Consider the following 18,245-nt stretch of genomic DNA (forward strand, 5'->3'; position numbering starts at 1 on the left):
AAAAGCCACTCTTAATCGTGTCTTGGAACGAAATAGAGGCTTTTAAAGACTGCGTACATAGAGAATTAAAACAAGAATTACCCTCGAAAAGCCTATTTTTCCCCTAAGTATTTATGCTCATTGCAAAGGTGAGATGCTCCCGAACAATGAACAATGAACAATGAACAATGAACAATCTAATTTTTTATGCTTGATATTCTAACAAATATCCTAGCTTCGCTGGTCAAATTATTCTCAAAGTATGATTGATTACGACGACAATCTTCTTCGCAAAATCTTGATTATTCTCCTTTCGATCGAGCTTAAAAAAATTTTTTCCCAGTCCTTGACAACTTATGTTAAGTTGATAGTGGCAGTTGCAAGAAATTAACCCCCAGTTCTCACCTAGGAATTGTTAAGATGAGGAATTTTTTCTCGTCGGTTTCTGGTGCGAAGAATGGAGTTGAAAACGATTACCTGTCCAACTCGATCCGGGTCCCTTGGTAGAGTGACTGACGGATAAGCTCGATCTGTTTGCAGATTTAGCTAGTTTTCTCGTCGCTAGTCATTCGATGATCAATGGGGAAAGATCGAGCCTACCTAATTTTAACTATCTTCTCTCCTCCCTAATCAAACAATGCCTACCATGACCTTAGTGTTACCAATGGTGTATTTACTGGTGATCTACCTCTTACTAGCGATCGCTAAAAAAGCTAAAATCAACTCCTAATCAGTGATCAGTGATCAGTTGATCAGATTTGAGTTTTAAGTGAGCAGTATTACAGCATTTCTCAGATACATGAGGTTCGTTCTTGCAGCTGAAATAGTTGATTAGCAGGTATTAGTGTCTGTGCTTCACCTTGACGAGAAAGGCTGTAAATAGCAGTTTCCTACTGTCTTTTCACTGATTACTGCTCCCTGATTACTGCTCCCTGAAAAAGGCTGACGGCTATAAAACGGGGACAGGCAATTGACGCTCCCGTCGCGCTCAAGCGAGGGATTCTTGATTCACCGAGTCCACTTAGACTAAGTACCTTGCGATTCTCAACCCAGAGGTGGTTCTCTCCTCAAGCGTTAACTTTGGGTGCGCCCCACCCTAGTTGTATTTCTACAAAATTTGCTTTAATTGAAGTGTTAGCTTCAAATACTGCTTTGTCTAGTTCCTGCAAAGATTTTACCTACCTACAGGTAGAAACTAGAACATTAGGTAGAACCCCATATCTTTGATTGTCAAGGTGCAGATAGCGTAGTGATTAGACTACAGGGGTTTTTCAAGCGGTTGTTTACCCTAGCCGCTATAGTTATATGGTAGCTATTTTTCGTGAGTACTTCAAACCTTTAAAGGAAAAAAGACTGCCAAGGCTAATGACCCCAAAAGAAGAGCAAGCGCACTTCGGCATACGCAACTAGAATGCCATTAACAATGTCAGAAGTCATTCGAGATTTCGCTCTTGAGACTAGACACTTATTTTTAGCTGTGGTTCGCTGTTCTATACTGGCCTTTGTTTCATCCCATCTGTAAAACCGAGGGTCTTCACCCGACATTGCAGATAAACCTTTTCTACCCGGGGAGAAAAACCGAGCCATTGACGAGATAAACGAGCAAAAGTGTCAGGATCACCGCTAACTGCGAAGTTGGTAGGTAGGGGTGTTTCGGGATTTTTTAGACCTAATAATTCTAGTTCTTTTTCCGCCGCTCGGACAACGGAAGCGGCGGGATCTACCAACCGCACGGAACTAGGTAAAAGACGACGTAAAACCGGGGAAAGATGGCGATAATGGGTACAACCATAGACCAGAGTATCAATATTTTCTGCTAGTAAAGGCTGAAGATATTCCCTAGCCACCTGCGTGGTGTAGGGGTCAAAAATGCGGTTAGCCTCGATCAAAGGGACAAATTCAGGACAGGGAATTTGCCAAACTTGGGCAGTAGGATCGATTTCTTGAATGGCTTGTTTATAGGCATTACTTTTAGCCGTAGCGGGAGTAGAAATCACCCCAATGCGCTTTCCTTTTTGCACGGCAGTTTTTGCCCCGGGTAAAATTACCCCCAAAATTGGTAAATCTTTAAATTCGGCCTGTACTTCTTCTAAAGCCAAGGCGGAACTGGTATTACAGGCCATAATCACCATTTTCACCTGGTGCTCGCTCATCCAAGTGAGAATTTCCCGGACAAATTCGATAATTTCCCCTTTAGAACGGGTTCCGTAGGGAAGTCTAGCGGTATCAGCGAAATAGAGAATTGATTCTTGGGGCAGTTGTCGATACAACTCCCTTAAAACGGTCAGTCCACCCACACCACTATCAAACACACCAATCGGACTAAGTTGTGATTCTCTCATAGATAATATCGAGGAAAACGCTGATCTAAAATAGCTTTATTTGATGATATTAAAACACGGATTTTTTGATCAGTAAACTAATGCTCCAATCATTTAATCATTAACGGAGATTTCGTTGAATATATTCAATAATTCCCCTTGCGATCGCCGCCGCCATTTGTCGTTGAAAGTTGACATTGGCTAATTTAGCAGCATCCTCAGCGCCGGTAACGAAACCCACTTCCACGAGGGTAGAGGGCATTTTCGAGGTTCTCAGCACATAGAAACGGGCCCGACGCACCCCCCGATCGGGCAGATCGACACTGCGGACAATATTGCGATGGATGGTGTCCGACAAACGGCGATCGCCAAAGTAATAAACTTCCAATCCGTTGACATCTGGTCGTCCTTTCCCCATAGAGTTAGCGTGGATACTGACAAACAGATCGGCATCGATCTGGTTAGCCAGATCCGTGCGACCTTGCAGGGTGACAAAAAAGTCGCTATCTCTAGTTAGACGCACATCGATGCCCTGTTGTTGCAGAATGCGGGTAACTTCTAGGGAAATGGGCAGAATTACGTTTTTTTCCTGAAGGCCACCAATTCCGATCGCCCCCGGGTCCTTACCACCGTGGCCCGGATCGATCACCACTAGAAAGCGGCTATTGCGTTGTTGGGGGGGATTAGGAGTGGGGTTAGAGGGGCGCGGCGGTGGGTTAAATTGCCCCGTATTGGGGGGTAAAGGAACAGGGATAGTAGTGGAGTCAGGAACCTGAGAAACGGGGCTAGAATTGCGGGAGGAAAGCAATTCTAGGGCTAGGGTTTGATTGCCCGTTTGAGTTAATTGTCCCAGTTGAAAACCCGCGGCCGTCTGTACCAAAATCAGCACCCGATTGCTGCTTTCCTGACGTACCCGCAATTGATAGATGGGACTAGAGCGACCAAAGCGCGGACCGCGAAAAGACTCGGCTAACTTAGCATTTTCGATGCTTAGTTCATAGACACCATCCCGGTTAACACTGCCGTTAGCTTTTAGGGGTAAATCCGCGCGAATTAAGAGGCGATCGTTATTGCCCGTCAGATCGATCGAGGAGATCGTGGCCAAACGATTGCTCGAAGGGGGATTATTGGCAGTTTTCGCGGGGGGATTATTGGGACGGGGATTGGGATTAGTGGCGCTAGTGGGGGGGGGAGAGGAGATATTATCCACGGAACCCAGACCACCCCTAGGCAGTAAAACCAAACCACCAAAACGACTATAGAGAGCTTGCCAATCGGGACTATCCTTATTAACGCTCAGGGAAATCTTGGCCCGTTGATTGGCAGTCTGACTGAATTGAATATCGCCGACCCCATAGCGATTGACGGGGATAGTTTGACCGGTGAGACTACTGGGTAAAGTGGCCCCGGGTAATTCAAATTCGATTTTTTTGCCGTCCCGGCTGCGTTGACTGCGGATTGATCGCTCATCACCATTTTGCTCTAAACGGACAAAAAGACCATTGCGAGTTACCTGAAAATCATCGTTGTTGTCCGTCTGGCTCACTGGAGGTGGGGGAGTGGGACGGGTGGAACCGCGATCGGGGGGAGGTGTGGGGTCAGGGGTGACGGGTGGTTGCGTTTCCTCCCTAATTGGTTGGGGTTCTGGCAATTCCACTGTCCATTGGGTGGGCGAAATTCCGCGAATTTTTACCTGTTGAGGATCAAAGGTGTAGCCTGGGGCCAATTCAATCACTAAACGGGTAGTTTCCGCATCAAATTGACCAATACGGACACTTCTGACGATATTGCCAATGGGCCGGTTAATATTGGGTTGCCCTAACTTGATCCCGGGCAGATCGATCACGATCCTGGTGGGGTTAGTGATCATTTGCGCTCGCGGTTGCACTCGATTGTCGGTGGTGAACACCAGACGATTCTCATTGGTGTCGAATCGCCAAAAGACGAGCTTGCCGGCCCAAGCAGGGGCCGCCACCAGCAACCAAGTTAATGCGCTTAGGAATAACCAATGAAATCTCACGATCGATGCTCCCGTTGCTCAGTTATCAATTACCTTTTTTCGGTAAAAATGGACAATTTTGTCGATTTTTGACCATCCATAGCTCCGTTAATGCTCTGAGAATGACTATCAATAAAAACAAGCTTATGGGACGTTGGCATGGTCTGCTATGTTTCTGATCAGTGATCAGGGATTGGTTGTTGGGGTGTTGGGGTTTTGGGGTTTTAGTTGAAATTACCCTATCTCCCTATCTCCCTATCCTCTAGCTCCTAACTCACTGCTCACTGCTCACTGATTGAGGGCTGGCGGTAGGTTCTTTAAATACTAACCTTAACAGGGGCGGAGCGATAAAGGTAGTCAAGATCACCATCATAATAATGGCCGCATCGGCAGCGGGGGATAAAGCGCCACTAGCAGCCCCGACTCCGGCAAAGACTAAACCCACTTCACCCCGGGGAATCATGCCAACTCCGATCGCCAAGCGATTGAGTTTTTCCTGACTGAAAACGGCTAACCCCGTTACCACTTTACCCAAAATAGCGACGACAATTAGGAAAGCGGCCAAGACTAATCCTTCTCGATTAGTGGGAATAGCGGGATTAAGGACACTTAAATCGGTTTTTGCCCCCACACAGACGAAAAATATCGGTACAAATAAATCGGCGATCGGGAACACTTGTTCTGCCAATTCCGAGCGCTTTTCCGTTTCCCCGAGGACCAGGCCCGCGGCAAAGGAACCGAGAATCGCTTCTAATTGGATAACTTGGGCAATATAGGCAAGAATAAAGGCGAAAATCAGGGAAACTAAGAGCAATTGTCCCCTAGTTTTCATGCTATTAACTAATTGAACGTAAAAGGGGCTTAAAAAACGACCGATCAGGATCGCACCCACCACAAAAGCGCTGGAACTAATCACTAGATAAATTACTTTGCTAATCTGCACTTCTCCGGTCTTCACCAAAGAAGCAACGACAGCGAGGATGATAATACCGAGAATATCATCGAGAACCGCTGCCCCGATGATAATTTGACCTTCTTTCGCCGATAACTGCCCTATTTCTGCTAAAACCTTGGCGGTAATGCCGATACTGGTAGCGGTTAGAGCTGCCCCGGCAAAAATGGCGGGAATGGTGGCCAGATGAAAGATATAGATTAAACCCAAAGTACCCACCAAAAAGGGAACCGCAACTCCCACCACTGCGACGACGGCTGCCTGCGGACCGACGCGAATTAATTCCTGCAAGTCTGACTCTAAACCGATCTCGAACAGCAGGATAATTACCCCCAATTCCGAGAGGACGGAAATCACCTCACTGGCAGCACTAAAAACGGCGGGAGATTGCTCCGGGGTGAGGGGGGAAGTGGATTGTAGGAAGTGAATTAGGAGAGAATCCTCGAATCCCGCTCCTCCTTCTGGAAAAACCAGTAATTTTAGGGCAGAAACCCCGATAATCACGCCACCGACTAATTCTCCTAACACGGGAGGCAAGTTGAATCGCACGCATATTTCTCCCCCCAGTTTACAGGCGAAATAAATAACGGTCAAACTCAGCAGCACGCAGGCTAAAACTAAGGCACTATCGGCAGTTTCGGCTGTAGCTGCCGAGGCTAACAGGGGAATGTTAAAACTCCAAGCGGAAGAAAGAAAAGGCTGTAGTATCATCGCTCGCTCAAAATTACTCTCAATACTCTAACAAGCTTGCGGCCTATTCAGTCATCCCTGCTCAAAGTTTGCCGTTCTATTAAACTTACTCAAATCTACTCATGAGCAAATTTGAAGCTAATTTCCTGCTTCAAGGTAGCAGTGTCGGCACTATCTACTCCCCAGGCTGACACGGTGGAACTCACCGCCAAAGAAGCTAGATTGAGACTAGCGTTCAAGTCTCTATCACAAACAAAAGAGCATTGTTCACAATCAAAAACTCTTTCGGATAAAGATAGAGACTCTTTTTTGTATCCACAATTGGAACAGATTTTGCTACTGGGGAACCATCTATCAGCTACGATTAACTCCGCACCATACAACTGATTTTTTTTGTTGGCTTTTGAAACTATTTCAATAACTTGAACCTCCTTCTGAAGTGCGGAATGTAGCCCTCTAAAATACCTCTGAGGGGGTTGCGGGCTTTTTCTTCTAATTTTTTACCCCGCACCCAAAGGACAGCACAAAATCCGAACCGCTTCCTTGCCTTTTTCCCATATCCTAACTACCAATATAACACTATTTCATTAATCAGAAAAATTACTTAAAAAACTCTGTATCCTCTGGGTCTCTGTGGTGAGCAATCAATTACTCAATCGACACTTTAGACATCTTCCACTACTTTTACCATTCCTTCTCGACCAACTTCTCCTAACTTTTCTCCCCAAACCTCCCAGCAATCTTCACAGGATTTTCCTACTCGTTTTTTGACGTTAATTCGGTAATAAAAATGTGTTTCATTATCTCCCACTAATTCCCCTGAAAATATTTCCCAATTGGGACTAACTAACAGCAGGAGTTCGTTAATTGGATCGTAAATATCCACCTCTGGATGCGCTCTTTCGGCAATTCGTCTTAACTTGATATCTGGCAGATACATAAATTTAGGTTCACAGCAGGAATTGACCATCAGCCACAGACAACCTGGCCCCTCCACTCGGTAATTAACCCACGCAATTGCTGCTGCTATTTCTAACATTTCATCCGGCATTTCATCAGGAGTGGGTAAGTGTAAATCCACTCGCATTATCCAATCACAAGATTCCTTTTTAGCCATGATTTTATAACTCTATATAGAACATTTTTACTAACTAATGACACGAGCGGGTATTTAACGGGATGGTCTGGGATTTTAGAAGCTCTATATCTGTCAGCACTTGAGAAAAATTAACCCATTACTTTAATAATAATAAACGCTGGGGAGATAAAGTAACAGTCCAAGGCAAAGCTTGCTCCTTAATTTCTAACCATTTATCCTTATATAACTCTGCTTGGATATGAAAATCGCGGTCGTGGTTGGAGGGTTGATTAAGTTTCAGATAGAGAGTCACCCGATGGGGTCCTTCAATGGCATTAGCTAACCAACAGGTAAAAGTATTAATATCGCCTAAATCTCGACCAAAAATAATTTGATGGGCGCGAATTCCCGTATAGGCTAAATAGTCGGGAATTCTGGGGACGGTGTGTAATTTAACATCCCAATCAATGGCCTCCAATTGTTGATTATTAATGATTATAGCACGGGAAAAATTCTTACAGCCCGTAATTTTTGCCAAACTAACGCTATCTGGTCGCTCAAAAATTTTCTGTTTAGAATTATTAGCAATTGCCCGCCCTTTTTCCATAACTAATAAATTCTCACATATTCGATAGGCTTCATCCATATTGTGGGTAACAAAAATTGTCACGCCATCGTAATTACTTAAAGTTTTGATCATCTGACGTTCTAATTGAGCGCGTAGATGGGTATCAAGGGCAGAAAAAGGCTCATCTAATAATAAAGCTTCCGGACGACTAGCTAAAGCGCGAGCGATGGCGACCCGTTGCTGTTGTCCCCCCGATAATTGATGGGGATAACGGTTTTCCATGCCGGGTAACTGCACTAATTCCAATTGGTTGGCAATCTGCTGTTTAATAACTTTTTTAGATAAGTTTTTGGGGAGACTAAAAGCGATATTTTCTGCCACGGTGAGATGGGGAAAAAGGGCATAATTCTGCACCACAAAACCGATACGACGCTGACGACTGGGGAGATTAATTCCCTTTTCGGAGTCGAAGAGAATGCGCCCATTTAAGACAATACGACCCCTTGAGGGCGTTTCCACACCAGCCAGCGATCGCAAAATCAGGCTTTTTCCCGACCCCGAAGCCCCTAATAGTCCTAGGGGCTGATTTTGGCAGTTAAAAGTTACCGAGAGGTTAAAACCGGGTAAAGATTTCTCTATATCGACAAATAAGCCTATTTTATCCCTATAATGATTATTTTCAGCTTCTAAAAGGGCAAAATCGCGACCCTGCCAGGGTGGCAGCCAGTCCTCCATCTCGTTAGGTTTGCTTTCTCCCGGTCGTCCTAATTGCTGTTTACGTTGACTTTGCCAGAGATTAACGGCGATAATCCCCGATAGGGAGATTAACATGATAATAAACACCCATATCCAAGCCTCAGTCATCGCTCCTGCTTCCACAGCGAAGAAAATCGCCATCGGGATAGTTTGAGTTTGCCCCGGAATATTACCCGCTAACATCAAAGTCGCCCCAAATTCCCCCAAAGCGCGGGCAAAAGCTAGGGTTAATCCTGCTAATACTCCGGGGAAGGAGAGGGGCAAAAGTACGCGCCAGAATATTTTCCCTTCCGATGCCCCTAGGGTGCGGGCAACCTGTAGGATGTTGGCATCCACCTGTTCAAAAGCCCCTAGGGTGGTTTTGTACATCAGGGGAAAAGCCACCACCGTCGCGGTGATGATGGCGGCATACCAAGTAAAAACGACGCGAAAGTTAAATAAGTCTAATAACTGTCCTAATAGTCCGTTTTTGCCGAATAGGAGCAGTAAAATGAAGCCTAGCACCGTCGGGGGCAAGATTAAGGGCGCGACGAAAACTCCCTCGATTAGGGATTTCCACCGTCCACGATAACCTAACATCCAATAAGCGGCGGCAATACCGAGAAAAAAGATGATTATCAGGGCAATGGTGGCGGTTTTCAGGGATATCCATAGGGGGGAAAAGTCTGGCATTGTTTATCTGGCTATTCCGAAGCCGAATTTTTCAAAAATGTTTTTAGCGGCTTTCCTGATGAGATATTGGGCGAAAGTCTTGGCAGCTTGCGGGTTTTTACTGGCTTTGATCACAGCTATGGGGTAAATAATCGGAGAATGGAGATTATTGGCAGCCGTAGCCACTACTTTTACCCGGTCGGAAATTTTGGCATCGGTGATGTAAACAAGGCCAGCATCGGCGTTACCGGTTTCTACGGCGGCGAGAACATTACGGACGGAGTTGGAAAAGACCAGTTTTGGTCTTATTTGCTCTAAAATGCCGAGATTTTTCAGAACTTCTTCGCTGTACTGACCGACGGGAACGCTGCGCGGTTCACCCACGGCAATTCTTTTGACATTACTGTTAGTCAGGGAACGAAAATCGCTGATTTTTAGGGTGGAATTCTTGGGAACGATTAAAACTAGGCGATTAGTGAGCAGGTTTCTTCTGGTACTTCTATCGATTAAACCAGCTTTTGCTAAAGCGTCCATTTGCTTAGTCGCGGCCGAGACGAAAACATCGGCCGGCGCACCTTGTGTAATTTGCTGTTGCAAAGCTCCCGACGCACCGAAGTTATAGTTAACTTTAATGTTGGCATGGGCTTTTTCAAACCCCGGCTTGATTTCTTCTAGGGCATCTTTGAGACTAGCGGCGGCAGAAACTAGAATTGTCTGGGTTTGTGCAGTGGCGATAGTAGAGGAAAAAAGGTTTATGTCTGGAGATAATAAGCAACTAAGGACAATTGAGCCGATAAAAGCCAGAAAATATCGTCTTTTCATCAAGATTGATAGCAAGCGATCGATATTTATACATCTATCACAACCAATCCACCGCCCGAAATCTGTATCTAGGGTTTGCGGCAAAAAGTTTTTCTTGGGGAAGTGGGGAAGTGGGGAATGGGGAAGTGGGGAGATGGGGGAGTGGGGAAGTGGGGGTGTGGGGAGAAAAAAGCTGACTCCTGACTCGGAGAATACTGACCCCTGAATCCTAGAACTTAGGGAATCCTGTGAATTTTGAGGAAATTAGTGCCTTTAGTTTTCTGCATGGGAATTCCCGCCATAATCAGGATTTTATCGCCCGATTGCGCTAGATTTTTCTGAAGCAGAATTGATTCCGTTTGCTTTAACACATCCTCAAAGACGGACACCTGATGATCAAGAAGAATCGGGATCACACCCCAGACTAGATTGAGACGGTGATAGACTCGTTTATTGGGAGTCATGGCAATGACGGGAACCGAGGGACGTTCCTTAGAAGCCAGTAGCGAAGTGTAGCCAGAGGTGGTAAAAGTGACAATATAACGGAGATCAAGGGTTTGATCGATCGCCACTAAAGCCTCACTGAGAGCGTGAGTTTCATCGGACTGATTGGGGGGAGCATTATCAAACTTCACATCCGCTTCCACATCATGGGCGATTTTGGCCAACATAGCCACAGCTTTGACGGGAAAATCTCCCACTGCTGATTCCCCCGATAACATCACCGCATCGGTTCCATCGATAATCGCATTAGCCACATCACTAGCCTCGGCCCGAGTCGGTCGGGGATTGTTAATCATGCTTTCTAACATCTGGGTGGCAGTGATGACGGGAATAGTTTTCATGTTGCAGAGTTTGATAATGCGTTTTTGCAACATGGGGACTTTTTCGGGACTTAATTCTACCCCCAAATCGCCCCGGGCTACCATAATTCCGTCACATTCCTCGATAATTGACTCCAAATTTTCGATCGCTTGCGGTTTTTCAATTTTAGCCATCACTGGCATATCCGCATGATTTCTCTCGGCTAAAAATGCCTTAATCGCCTTGATATCTTCTCCTTTACGAACAAAACTGAGGGAAACCCAATCAACCCCCTGAGAAAGACCAAATTCTAGGTCTTGTTTGTCTTTTTCGGTCATGGAAGGTAAGCGCAAATTGAGACGGGGTAGATTGACTCCCTTGCGACTTTTGAGAATTCCTCCCTCCAACACTTGACATTTTAGGTCTTTTCCGTTAATTTCAACGATTTTTAGCTCTAATAAGCCATCATCAAGGAGAATTTGCTCACCTAACTTGGCTTCCTCGGCCAGATAGGGATAATCGATCGAAACGGTGTTCGCTTCTCCCCGATACTCATCCATGGGTACAAGGGTGAGATAATCGCCGTCGTTGATGGTAATGGAACCATTGGGGAGATTACCAACGCGAATTTTCGGCCCTTGTAAATCTTGCAGGAGAGTGATAGGATTGTCTAATTCTTGAGAAATTTGCCGTAAAAGGGTAACAACTCTCGCATGATCTTCGTAGCTACCGTGGGAAAAGTTTAGCCGCGCTACATTCATCCCCGCACCGATCATCTGCTTGAGGACTTCTGGCGAATTACTCGCAGGGCCGATCGTGGCTACGATCTTAGTTCTATGGGTAATAATTGACATGGAACCCTTACTAATCAATCTTGGGACGATTACATGATATTCACTTTAGGTTAACTAAAAGTGAAGTGGAAAACAAATTAAGCTTTTGCACAGAGTTGCCATCGCTCCGGGTCCTTTCCTGACTGCTCAGGAATCAGCCCAGCGGCAACGGTTGGGATCTTTAAGGTAGGATAAACTAATAACCATCTCCGCTCGTTTAGATTTCGTTATGACCAACACATTAGACGATAAAGCCATAGTCAAGGACTATTTTAACGCCACAGGATTCGATCGCTGGCGCCGGATTTATGGGGATGGCGAAGTTAACAAAGTACAAAAAGATATTCGCATCGGTCATCAACAGACGCTCGATACCGTTATCGGTTGGTTAGAAAGTGATGACAATTTGCCCAATCTCTCGATCTGTGATGCCGGTTGTGGAGTCGGTAGTCTTAGTATTCCCCTCGCTCAAGCGGGCGCAACTATTTTCGCCAGTGATATTTCTGAGAAAATGGTGACAGAAGCCAAGGAAAGAGCAGCCAAAGAGTTAGCAGATACCAGTAAACTCACCTTTGCCGTTCAAGATTTAGAAGCATTAACCGGCCAATATCACACGGTCATCTGTCTTGATGTTCTCATTCACTATCCCACAGAAGAAGCATTAGGAATGATTAAACACCTGGGAGCCCTAGCTCAATCCCGTTTAATCCTCAGTTTTGCCCCTAAAACCTGTTTATTAACCATTCTCAAGAAAATTGGTCAATTTTTCCCCGGTCCGAGTAAAACCACTCGCGCCTATCAACACAAGGAAAAAACTATTGTCGCCGCTCTCAACGAAAATGGCTTTAAAATTGAACGGACGAGTATGACTAGCACTCGTTTCTATTTTTCCCGTATCCTCGAAGCTGTCCGCAGTGAATAAATAATGGCAGTCACCACCAGCAAATTAATCGAGTGGAAACAGCAAAAACGCGCGATTGTCACCCTCACAGCTTGGGATTATCCGATCGCTCGACTGCTCGATCAAGCAGGAATTGATATTATCTTGGTAGGTGATTCCTTGGCTATGACCGCTTTGGGCTATCCTACCACTTTACCGATCACCCTAGAGGCGATGATTCACCACGCGGCGGCCGTGTCTCGTGGGGTAAAACAAGCTTTAGTTGTCTGTGATTTGCCTTTTCTCAGCTATCAGGAAAGTGTCAGTCAGGCAATTCACTCCGCCGGAAGGATGTTAAAGGAAGCGGGAGTGCAAGGGGTAAAATTAGAGGGAGGTTATCCCGCTATGATCGAGACTATTAGCCGTTTAACCGAGATAGGCATCCCTGTTATGGGTCATATCGGATTAACTCCCCAGTCAGTCCATCGGTTAGGATACCGTCAGCAGGGAAAAACTCCATCGGATGCACAAAGATTAATCGAGGAAGCTTTAGCCTTGGAGAAAGCGGGAGTATTTGCCCTGGTTTTGGAACATATTCCCGCCAATTTAGCCGCTACTATTACCGATAAATTGACTATCCCGACGATTGGTATCGGTGCGGGGGAAGATTGTGATGGTCAGGTGTTAGTAACGGCGGATATCCTAGGATTAACCGAAAAAGCTCCCCCTTTTGCCAAAGTTTATGCTAATTTAAGCGAAGCAATTACAAAAGCAGTGGTGGAATTTGCCAAGGATGTGAGGGGAAATGAATAGCGGCGAAAAAGCTACCTTTGGGGCCGGCTGTTTTTGGAAAACCGAGGACGCATTTCGGCGTTTACCTGGTGTTTTAGCGACTTCTGTGGGTTATATGGGGGGAAATTTCCCCAATCCTAGTTATCTCGATGTGTTATCGCGAATTACCGGTCATGCGGAAGTGGCACAAATTGCCTATAATCCCCAAGAGATAAGCTACGAGGCGTTATTAGCCGTTTTTTGGTCAATTCATGATCCGACTCAGTTAAATCGCCAAGGACCGGACCGGGGAGAACAATATCGATCGATTATTTTTTATCACACCCCAGAACAAAAGTTAATCGCCACTGCTGGCAAGCGTCAACTACAACTATCGGGAAAGTTTCAGCAAGATATCGTTACTTTTATCGAACCCGCAGGAGATTATTATCTGGCCGATCAGTCCCATCAACAGTATTTGGAGAAAAAACAGGCTCGATCGGTCGCGGATTTCCAGAAGAAAATATAAATACAGGTTCGGGGTATAATGTAAAGTTGCTTTCGCAGGAGATCAGGAAAAATGCCCGAGGCGGTCGGAGTCATTCAAACGTTGGGTTTTCCCCCCGTTTTAGCGGCGGCGGATGCCATGGTTAAAGGGGGACGAGTCACCCTAGTTTATTTTGATCTAGCGGAAAGGGGCGAATTTTTGGTGGCGATTCGCGGTCCGATTTCCGAGGTTAAACCAGCAGTAGAGGCAGGATTAGCGGCGGCGATGACCGCTTTTGGTGGTAATGTGGTCAGTCATTACATCGTACCGAATCCTCCAGAAAATGTACTGGCAGTTTTACCAGTGCAGCATACGCCTAAGTCAGACCGTTTTCGCAGTTAATTTCCCTAGCGATTTACCCCAAACTAGACTATAGTTAAAGACTGGAAAATAGATTGGATTCTATCAATTAAACTTATCTGATTTTTGTTATTAGGAGTTAATTTATGACAGCCCAACCCGCGGTGGGATCGATCGAGACCAAAGGTTTCCCCGGTATTCTAGCGGCCGCCGATGCGATGGTAAAAGCAGGACGGATCACGATTGTTGGTTATTTAAGGGCAGGAAGCGCCCGTTTTACCCTCAATATTCGTGGGGATGTACAGGAGGTAAAAACCGCTATGGCTGCCGGCATTGAAGCCGTCAATAAAACCGAGGGGGCAGCTTTAGAAACCTGGGTAATTATTCCCCGTCCTCATGATAACGTGGTGGCTATTTTACCGATCGATTATAGCGAGGCAGTGGAACCTTTTCGTGCCGCCGCCGACGGTGCGATCGCTCCGATTCGTCGTTAATATTCAAGGTCAATTTTTTGTGATCGGTTGGAACTTGTCTAGTTCCAACTTAGTTTTTGATGATGATTTAAGTTTTAGTCAGAAAACCGAATTTGATAATTGCTGCAACAGTTGCACCGATAACAGTGACTATCAAAGCCCATATTTGAGCCGTTGCCCTTTCTTTCAAGTCTTTGACATCTTCTTTGATTTGGGAAACTTCGGTCTCTATTTTCGGCAATACTTCTAGTTTTGTTTCGATTCCCTTCAGGTTTCTGACATCTTCTTTGAGTTGGGAAACTTCGGTCTCTATTTTCGGCAATACTTCTAGTTTTGTTTCGATTCGCTCTAACCGATTGTCAAGTTTAGCGAGAATATCTTTTAAGTCAGTTTCAATGATAATAGGGTTACTCATGGGGAGATTCCTAGATTTTTATGGCTTTGTTTATCGTCAGGTTTGGGAATCGCCGTCTGTTTTACGGCGGCGAGGATGTCAGGTTTTACTCGACTCGATTAGAGCGCTAGTCAACCCTTCTAGGGTGTATTCTCGCGCCTCGATATCAACACGACCAAATAACTCTTGACAGGTTTTTGAAGTTTGCGGACCGATAGAAGCCAGACAAACTTTTTCTAATAGGGAATTAACCGATAATTCTGCCGTTTCTTGCAGCAATAACTGATAAAAATTCTGGACGGTTTTGGAACTAGCAAAGGTGACTATATCGACTTTCCCCTCTCGAAAGGCTTCCCAGATGCCCCTATCCATGCGCGCTGGACATCTGGAATCGTAGGCGGCCACTTCCGTCACCTGACCGGCTTTGGCCGTTAATTCCTTAACTAATATCTCTCTGCCTCCCGTTTCCACGCGAGGAAAGAGGAATTTTTGCCCCCTAATCGGGTCGGGAAACTCGTTTACCAAAGCATCAGCGACAAAATCCCCTGGGATGAAATCCGCCTTTAATCCCCGTGAGTGCAAAACTTGGCTGGTTTTTTTGCCCACCACGGCGATTTTTACGTTCGCTAAAGCCCTAGCATCTTTTCCCCAAAATGTCAAGCGATCAAAGAAAAAATTAACAGCATTGGCAGAAGTTAAAATCAGCCAATCAAACTCTTTTAACTGAGCGATGGCATCGTCTAAACCTTGCCAACGGTCGGGGGGACGAATCTCTAAAGCGGGCATTTCTAGGACTTCTGCGCCTTGATTTTGCAAAATTTCGCTAAATTGACTCGTTTGCTCGGCGGCACGGGTAATAACAATAGTTTTACCTCCTAGGGGTGGGGGAGAGGACATAATCGCCAGATCCACAACTTGACCAATGACCATAATAGAGGGTGAGAGGGACACCCCGGCGGTTTGAGCGAGAATATTTTCTAAAGTGCCGCGCCAAATTTGTTGATCCTTGCGTCCCGCCTGGCGGATAATAGCGATCGAGTCGTCAATATTCCGCCCATTTTGGCATAATTTCTCGATAATTTGCCCTAAAGACTGACCGGCCATCAATAGCACCAGCGTATCAATTTTAGCTAAAGCTGACCAATCGAGAGACTCGGGATCGTGAGCGCTCAAGACCGCAAAACAGCGACTAATATCCTTTTCCGTCAGGGGAATTCCGGCCAATAAAGGAGCGGCCAAAGCGGAGGAAATTCCAGTTATCAGTTCAAAATCACAGCCAGCCCGCTTTAGGGCCAACATTTCAGGATATACTCGCCCAAAAACCCCCGGATCACCACTTTTGAGCCGAATAACTCGTTTTCCCTCTTGACAATAATTAACCAATATCCGATTAATCTGATTTTGCTCGGCGCCGGGTTGTCCTCCCCGTTTGCCCACATCGACTAAAACACAGGTTTTCGGCACGAGGGAGAAGATTTGACTATCCACTAGGGCATCATACAGCAAAACCTCGGCCGTGGCTAAAATTGCTCGCGCTTGCAGGGTGAGAAAACTACTCTGACCGATTCCCGCACCGAGAAGATAAACTTTACCCCGGGGATAGACGACTCCTGACATAATCGCAAATTTGGGTTTAATCTTTAATTTAGCACTGGAGAAGAAACAAATTACTAACGCAACCAGGGCAGCAGTAAAGTGACGAAATAATATACTAGGGGAGCGGTGAAGACATAACTATCAGTGCGATCGAGTATACCACCGTGACCGGGGATTAACTGGCCGGAATCCTTGACCCCAGCATCGCGTTTCATCATCGATTCGGTCAAATCGCCCAATAAACTGACAATACCAATTAATAAGCCCAAAATTAGGCCCGTCAGCTGCCAATAGGGCCAATCTAAATACCAAGCACCCAAATCGGCCACCGCTATACTGCCTAAAATGCCAAAAAAGGAACCTTCCACGGTTTTTTTGGGACTAATCAGCGATAAACTGGTTTTCCCTAACCATTTTCCCATGATATAAGCTCCGATATCGGCGGCCCAAATGCAACCGAAAGCTAGAAAAGTCACCGTCAAAGCGGCCGGGAATAATTTCGGTTCCATCCACGATTCTGGCCAATATCCCATCAGGGGTAAGTTACTGGCCATAGCCACCGGACCACTTTCAGGAGAAAAACCGACCCGTAAACGAATCCAATAACTAGGTAAGTAACCACCATAAAACAGACCGAGAATTGAGGTGGAAATGTCGGCAATTGTCGCCATTTTGGGCTGAAAGAGCAGATAAAAACAAATTAACGCTCCGGCCAGGGGAAACATGGCATCGGTGAGGGGGGCTGCCATAGTTGCCGTCAGTAGTAATAATTGCGAAACTACGAGAGTGGTTTTAGCGGCCGGTTCAATGCCTTTAGCGCGAACTAAGCGAAAATACTCCAATTGTCCCAAAAAGACGATAACACCGATGCCGAGGGTGAAATACCAACCCCCAACGATAATAATTCCCAGTGCGAAGGCAATAGCAAAAATAGCGCTGACAATGCGTGGCCAAGGCATGGTTAATCCAGAGAAGTTAGGCGGCATTGTCATAATTATATAGATTAAGAAAACTTTATGGAAGGTTATCCCCAATTAAAGTTTATCGCCACTCAGGATGAACATGGGATCAACGGCGGCAAAAACTTGCTGAATACCCCTAGTTTCTAGGCGATTTACTGCCGCTTGGACAATCTCGATATTACGCGCCTGTAAATTAGAAAAGCCTTCGGAAAATTGATAGAGGGTTTCTAAATTATTGGCCGTAGCCACGATGCGGCCGTTGGGTTTCAGGTATTGCCACACTTCTTGCAGGACCGATTTAATCGGTTTGCCGCCCTCGATACAGACGCGATCGGGTGCTAGGGATATATTGGGCAGACAATCGGGAGCACTGCCTTCAAAAACTGTAACATTTTTTAGCCCGAAGCGATCGCAATTACGGCGGATTAAACTGGCCACTTCTTCATCCCTTTCAATGGCAATAATCGGACTATTGGGGCATAATAAGCCAATTTCAACGGGAATAGTGCCGGTTCCTGCCCCGATATCCCAGAAAACCCCCCCATCACCTAACCTCAAAGCGGAAATCATCAATAATCTCACCTCGCGTTTACTCAAGGGAATCCCGGGCAAACGTTCAAACAATTCATCGGGAATACCAGGGGTTTTATATAACCAAGTCATGGGGAATCAATTATTGAGAAGCTTCACTACCAAGCATTATTATATAAATTTGTCCAAGTTTCTTTATTAAGTAAACAGGGACTTTTCTAGTGGGACTTAGGCGTTTTCGGTCAGCAAAAAAGGCTCAAACCATTACGGGACAAAGGGTTAACCTCGATTGATGATTTTCCTTGATCTATCTGGGTTTCAGCGATTTTGGGCTTCTCGAAGTAAATCCCAAGCGGGGA

At 45.7% G+C, this 18,245-nt stretch carries 16 protein-coding genes and 1 pseudogene; 5 read left to right on the forward strand and 12 right to left on the reverse strand.

The window, feature by feature from the left end; translation table 11 throughout:
* Positions 1-1,469: 1,469 nt before the first annotated feature.
* The 8 genes and pseudogenes from murI to pyk all read right to left on the reverse strand — a co-directional run bounded on the left by murI (position 1,470) and on the right by pyk (position 11,453).
* Positions 1,470-2,321, reverse strand: a complete 852-nt coding sequence (gene murI, locus IM500_RS17345) for a glutamate racemase (protein ID WP_190721794.1) — start codon at positions 2,319-2,321, stop codon at positions 1,470-1,472.
* 100 nt (positions 2,322-2,421) lie between these two features.
* Complete coding sequence (locus IM500_RS17350; protein WP_287739141.1) at positions 2,422-4,320, reverse strand: N-acetylmuramoyl-L-alanine amidase; 1,899 nt, start codon at positions 4,318-4,320, stop codon at positions 2,422-2,424.
* A gap of 253 nt (positions 4,321-4,573) precedes the next feature.
* Positions 4,574-5,962, reverse strand: a complete 1,389-nt coding sequence (locus tag IM500_RS17355; protein ID WP_190721798.1) for a cation:proton antiporter — start codon at positions 5,960-5,962, stop codon at positions 4,574-4,576.
* Between the two features lie 95 nt (positions 5,963-6,057).
* Positions 6,058-6,333: pseudogene (locus IM500_RS17360) on the reverse strand (zinc ribbon domain-containing protein); the annotation flags it as partial.
* Positions 6,334-6,605: 272 nt separating this feature from the next.
* Entirely contained in the window at positions 6,606-7,058 is a 453-nt protein-coding gene (locus IM500_RS17365) for a hypothetical protein (RefSeq protein WP_190721800.1), read from the reverse strand.
* Between the two features lie 118 nt (positions 7,059-7,176).
* Positions 7,177-9,015, reverse strand: coding sequence for a molybdate ABC transporter permease subunit (gene modB / locus IM500_RS17370; RefSeq protein WP_287739143.1), 1,839 nt, complete (start codon positions 9,013-9,015; stop codon positions 7,177-7,179).
* A 3-nt stretch (positions 9,016-9,018) separates the two neighbouring features.
* Positions 9,019-9,816 (reverse strand): molybdate ABC transporter substrate-binding protein, encoded by a 798-nt coding sequence (modA, locus tag IM500_RS17375; RefSeq protein WP_190721831.1) that lies wholly within the window; start codon positions 9,814-9,816, stop codon positions 9,019-9,021.
* 215 nt (positions 9,817-10,031) lie between these two features.
* The gene (gene pyk, locus IM500_RS17380) at positions 10,032-11,453 is read right to left on the reverse strand and encodes a pyruvate kinase (RefSeq protein ID WP_002758171.1); all 1,422 of its coding nucleotides are present in this window, start codon (positions 11,451-11,453) and stop codon (positions 10,032-10,034) included.
* A 208-nt stretch (positions 11,454-11,661) separates the two neighbouring features.
* Here pyk and bchM point away from each other — a divergent pair, with 208 nt between their 5' ends.
* The 5 genes from bchM to IM500_RS17405 all read left to right on the forward strand — a co-directional run bounded on the left by bchM (position 11,662) and on the right by IM500_RS17405 (position 14,424).
* Positions 11,662-12,354 carry a magnesium protoporphyrin IX methyltransferase gene (gene bchM / locus IM500_RS17385; RefSeq protein ID WP_061430942.1) on the forward strand — a complete coding sequence of 231 codons (693 nt, stop codon included), beginning with the start codon at positions 11,662-11,664 and terminating at the stop codon, positions 12,352-12,354.
* A 3-nt stretch (positions 12,355-12,357) separates the two neighbouring features.
* Positions 12,358-13,125, forward strand: a complete 768-nt coding sequence (gene panB / locus IM500_RS17390) for a 3-methyl-2-oxobutanoate hydroxymethyltransferase (RefSeq protein ID WP_147072148.1) — start codon at positions 12,358-12,360, stop codon at positions 13,123-13,125.
* Positions 13,118-13,612 (forward strand): peptide-methionine (S)-S-oxide reductase MsrA, encoded by a 495-nt coding sequence (gene msrA / locus IM500_RS17395; protein ID WP_190721806.1) that lies wholly within the window; start codon positions 13,118-13,120, stop codon positions 13,610-13,612. Before panB ends, msrA begins: the two co-directional genes overlap by 8 nt.
* A gap of 51 nt (positions 13,613-13,663) precedes the next feature.
* Positions 13,664-13,972, forward strand: a complete 309-nt coding sequence (locus tag IM500_RS17400) for a carbon dioxide-concentrating mechanism protein CcmK (RefSeq protein ID WP_002732196.1) — start codon at positions 13,664-13,666, stop codon at positions 13,970-13,972.
* Between the two features lie 104 nt (positions 13,973-14,076).
* Entirely contained in the window at positions 14,077-14,424 is a 348-nt protein-coding gene (locus IM500_RS17405) for a carbon dioxide-concentrating mechanism protein CcmK (protein ID WP_008200430.1), read from the forward strand.
* 67 nt (positions 14,425-14,491) lie between these two features.
* Here the strand turns inward: IM500_RS17405 and IM500_RS17410 are convergent, their stop codons facing one another.
* The 4 genes from IM500_RS17410 to cbiT form a co-directional block, all read right to left on the reverse strand.
* The gene (locus IM500_RS17410; protein ID WP_147072146.1) at positions 14,492-14,818 is read right to left on the reverse strand and encodes a hypothetical protein; all 327 of its coding nucleotides are present in this window, start codon (positions 14,816-14,818) and stop codon (positions 14,492-14,494) included.
* A gap of 78 nt (positions 14,819-14,896) precedes the next feature.
* A complete protein-coding gene (gene cobA / locus IM500_RS17415) occupies positions 14,897-16,414 on the reverse strand; it encodes a uroporphyrinogen-III C-methyltransferase (RefSeq protein WP_190721808.1) in 1,518 nt (505 codons plus the stop codon).
* A gap of 53 nt (positions 16,415-16,467) precedes the next feature.
* Positions 16,468-17,385, reverse strand: a complete 918-nt coding sequence (locus tag IM500_RS17420) for a phosphatidate cytidylyltransferase (RefSeq protein ID WP_190721810.1) — start codon at positions 17,383-17,385, stop codon at positions 16,468-16,470.
* Between the two features lie 42 nt (positions 17,386-17,427).
* The gene (gene cbiT / locus IM500_RS17425) at positions 17,428-18,018 is read right to left on the reverse strand and encodes a precorrin-6Y C5,15-methyltransferase subunit CbiT (RefSeq protein WP_190721812.1); all 591 of its coding nucleotides are present in this window, start codon (positions 18,016-18,018) and stop codon (positions 17,428-17,430) included.
* Between the last annotated feature and the right edge of the window lie 227 nt (positions 18,019-18,245).

This window comes from Microcystis sp. M179S2, from assembly GCF_020245805.1.
GTDB lineage: Bacteria > Cyanobacteriota > Cyanobacteriia > Cyanobacteriales > Microcystaceae > Microcystis > Microcystis aeruginosa.

Excerpts from the sequence above, each read along its gene's own strand:
- pyk (WP_002758171.1), bottom strand. The coding sequence starts at position 11,453 with ATGTCAATTATTACCCATAGAACTAAGATCGTAGCCACGATCGGCCCT.
- bchM (WP_061430942.1), top strand. The coding sequence starts at position 11,662 with ATGACCAACACATTAGACGATAAAGCCATAGTCAAGGACTATTTTAAC.
- IM500_RS17420 (WP_190721810.1), bottom strand. The coding sequence starts at position 17,385 with ATGACAATGCCGCCTAACTTCTCTGGATTAACCATGCCTTGGCCACGC.
- murI (WP_190721794.1), bottom strand. The coding sequence starts at position 2,321 with ATGAGAGAATCACAACTTAGTCCGATTGGTGTGTTTGATAGTGGTGTG.
- cobA (WP_190721808.1), bottom strand. The coding sequence starts at position 16,414 with ATGTCAGGAGTCGTCTATCCCCGGGGTAAAGTTTATCTTCTCGGTGCG.
- IM500_RS17410 (WP_147072146.1), bottom strand. The coding sequence starts at position 14,818 with ATGAGTAACCCTATTATCATTGAAACTGACTTAAAAGATATTCTCGCT.
- cbiT (WP_190721812.1), bottom strand. The coding sequence starts at position 18,018 with ATGACTTGGTTATATAAAACCCCTGGTATTCCCGATGAATTGTTTGAA.
- modB (WP_287739143.1), bottom strand. The coding sequence starts at position 9,015 with ATGCCAGACTTTTCCCCCCTATGGATATCCCTGAAAACCGCCACCATT.
- panB (WP_147072148.1), top strand. The coding sequence starts at position 12,358 with ATGGCAGTCACCACCAGCAAATTAATCGAGTGGAAACAGCAAAAACGC.
- IM500_RS17400 (WP_002732196.1), top strand. The coding sequence starts at position 13,664 with ATGCCCGAGGCGGTCGGAGTCATTCAAACGTTGGGTTTTCCCCCCGTT.
- msrA (WP_190721806.1), top strand. The coding sequence starts at position 13,118 with ATGAATAGCGGCGAAAAAGCTACCTTTGGGGCCGGCTGTTTTTGGAAA.
- IM500_RS17355 (WP_190721798.1), bottom strand. The coding sequence starts at position 5,962 with ATGATACTACAGCCTTTTCTTTCTTCCGCTTGGAGTTTTAACATTCCC.
- IM500_RS17365 (WP_190721800.1), bottom strand. The coding sequence starts at position 7,058 with ATGGCTAAAAAGGAATCTTGTGATTGGATAATGCGAGTGGATTTACAC.
- modA (WP_190721831.1), bottom strand. The coding sequence starts at position 9,816 with ATGAAAAGACGATATTTTCTGGCTTTTATCGGCTCAATTGTCCTTAGT.
- IM500_RS17405 (WP_008200430.1), top strand. The coding sequence starts at position 14,077 with ATGACAGCCCAACCCGCGGTGGGATCGATCGAGACCAAAGGTTTCCCC.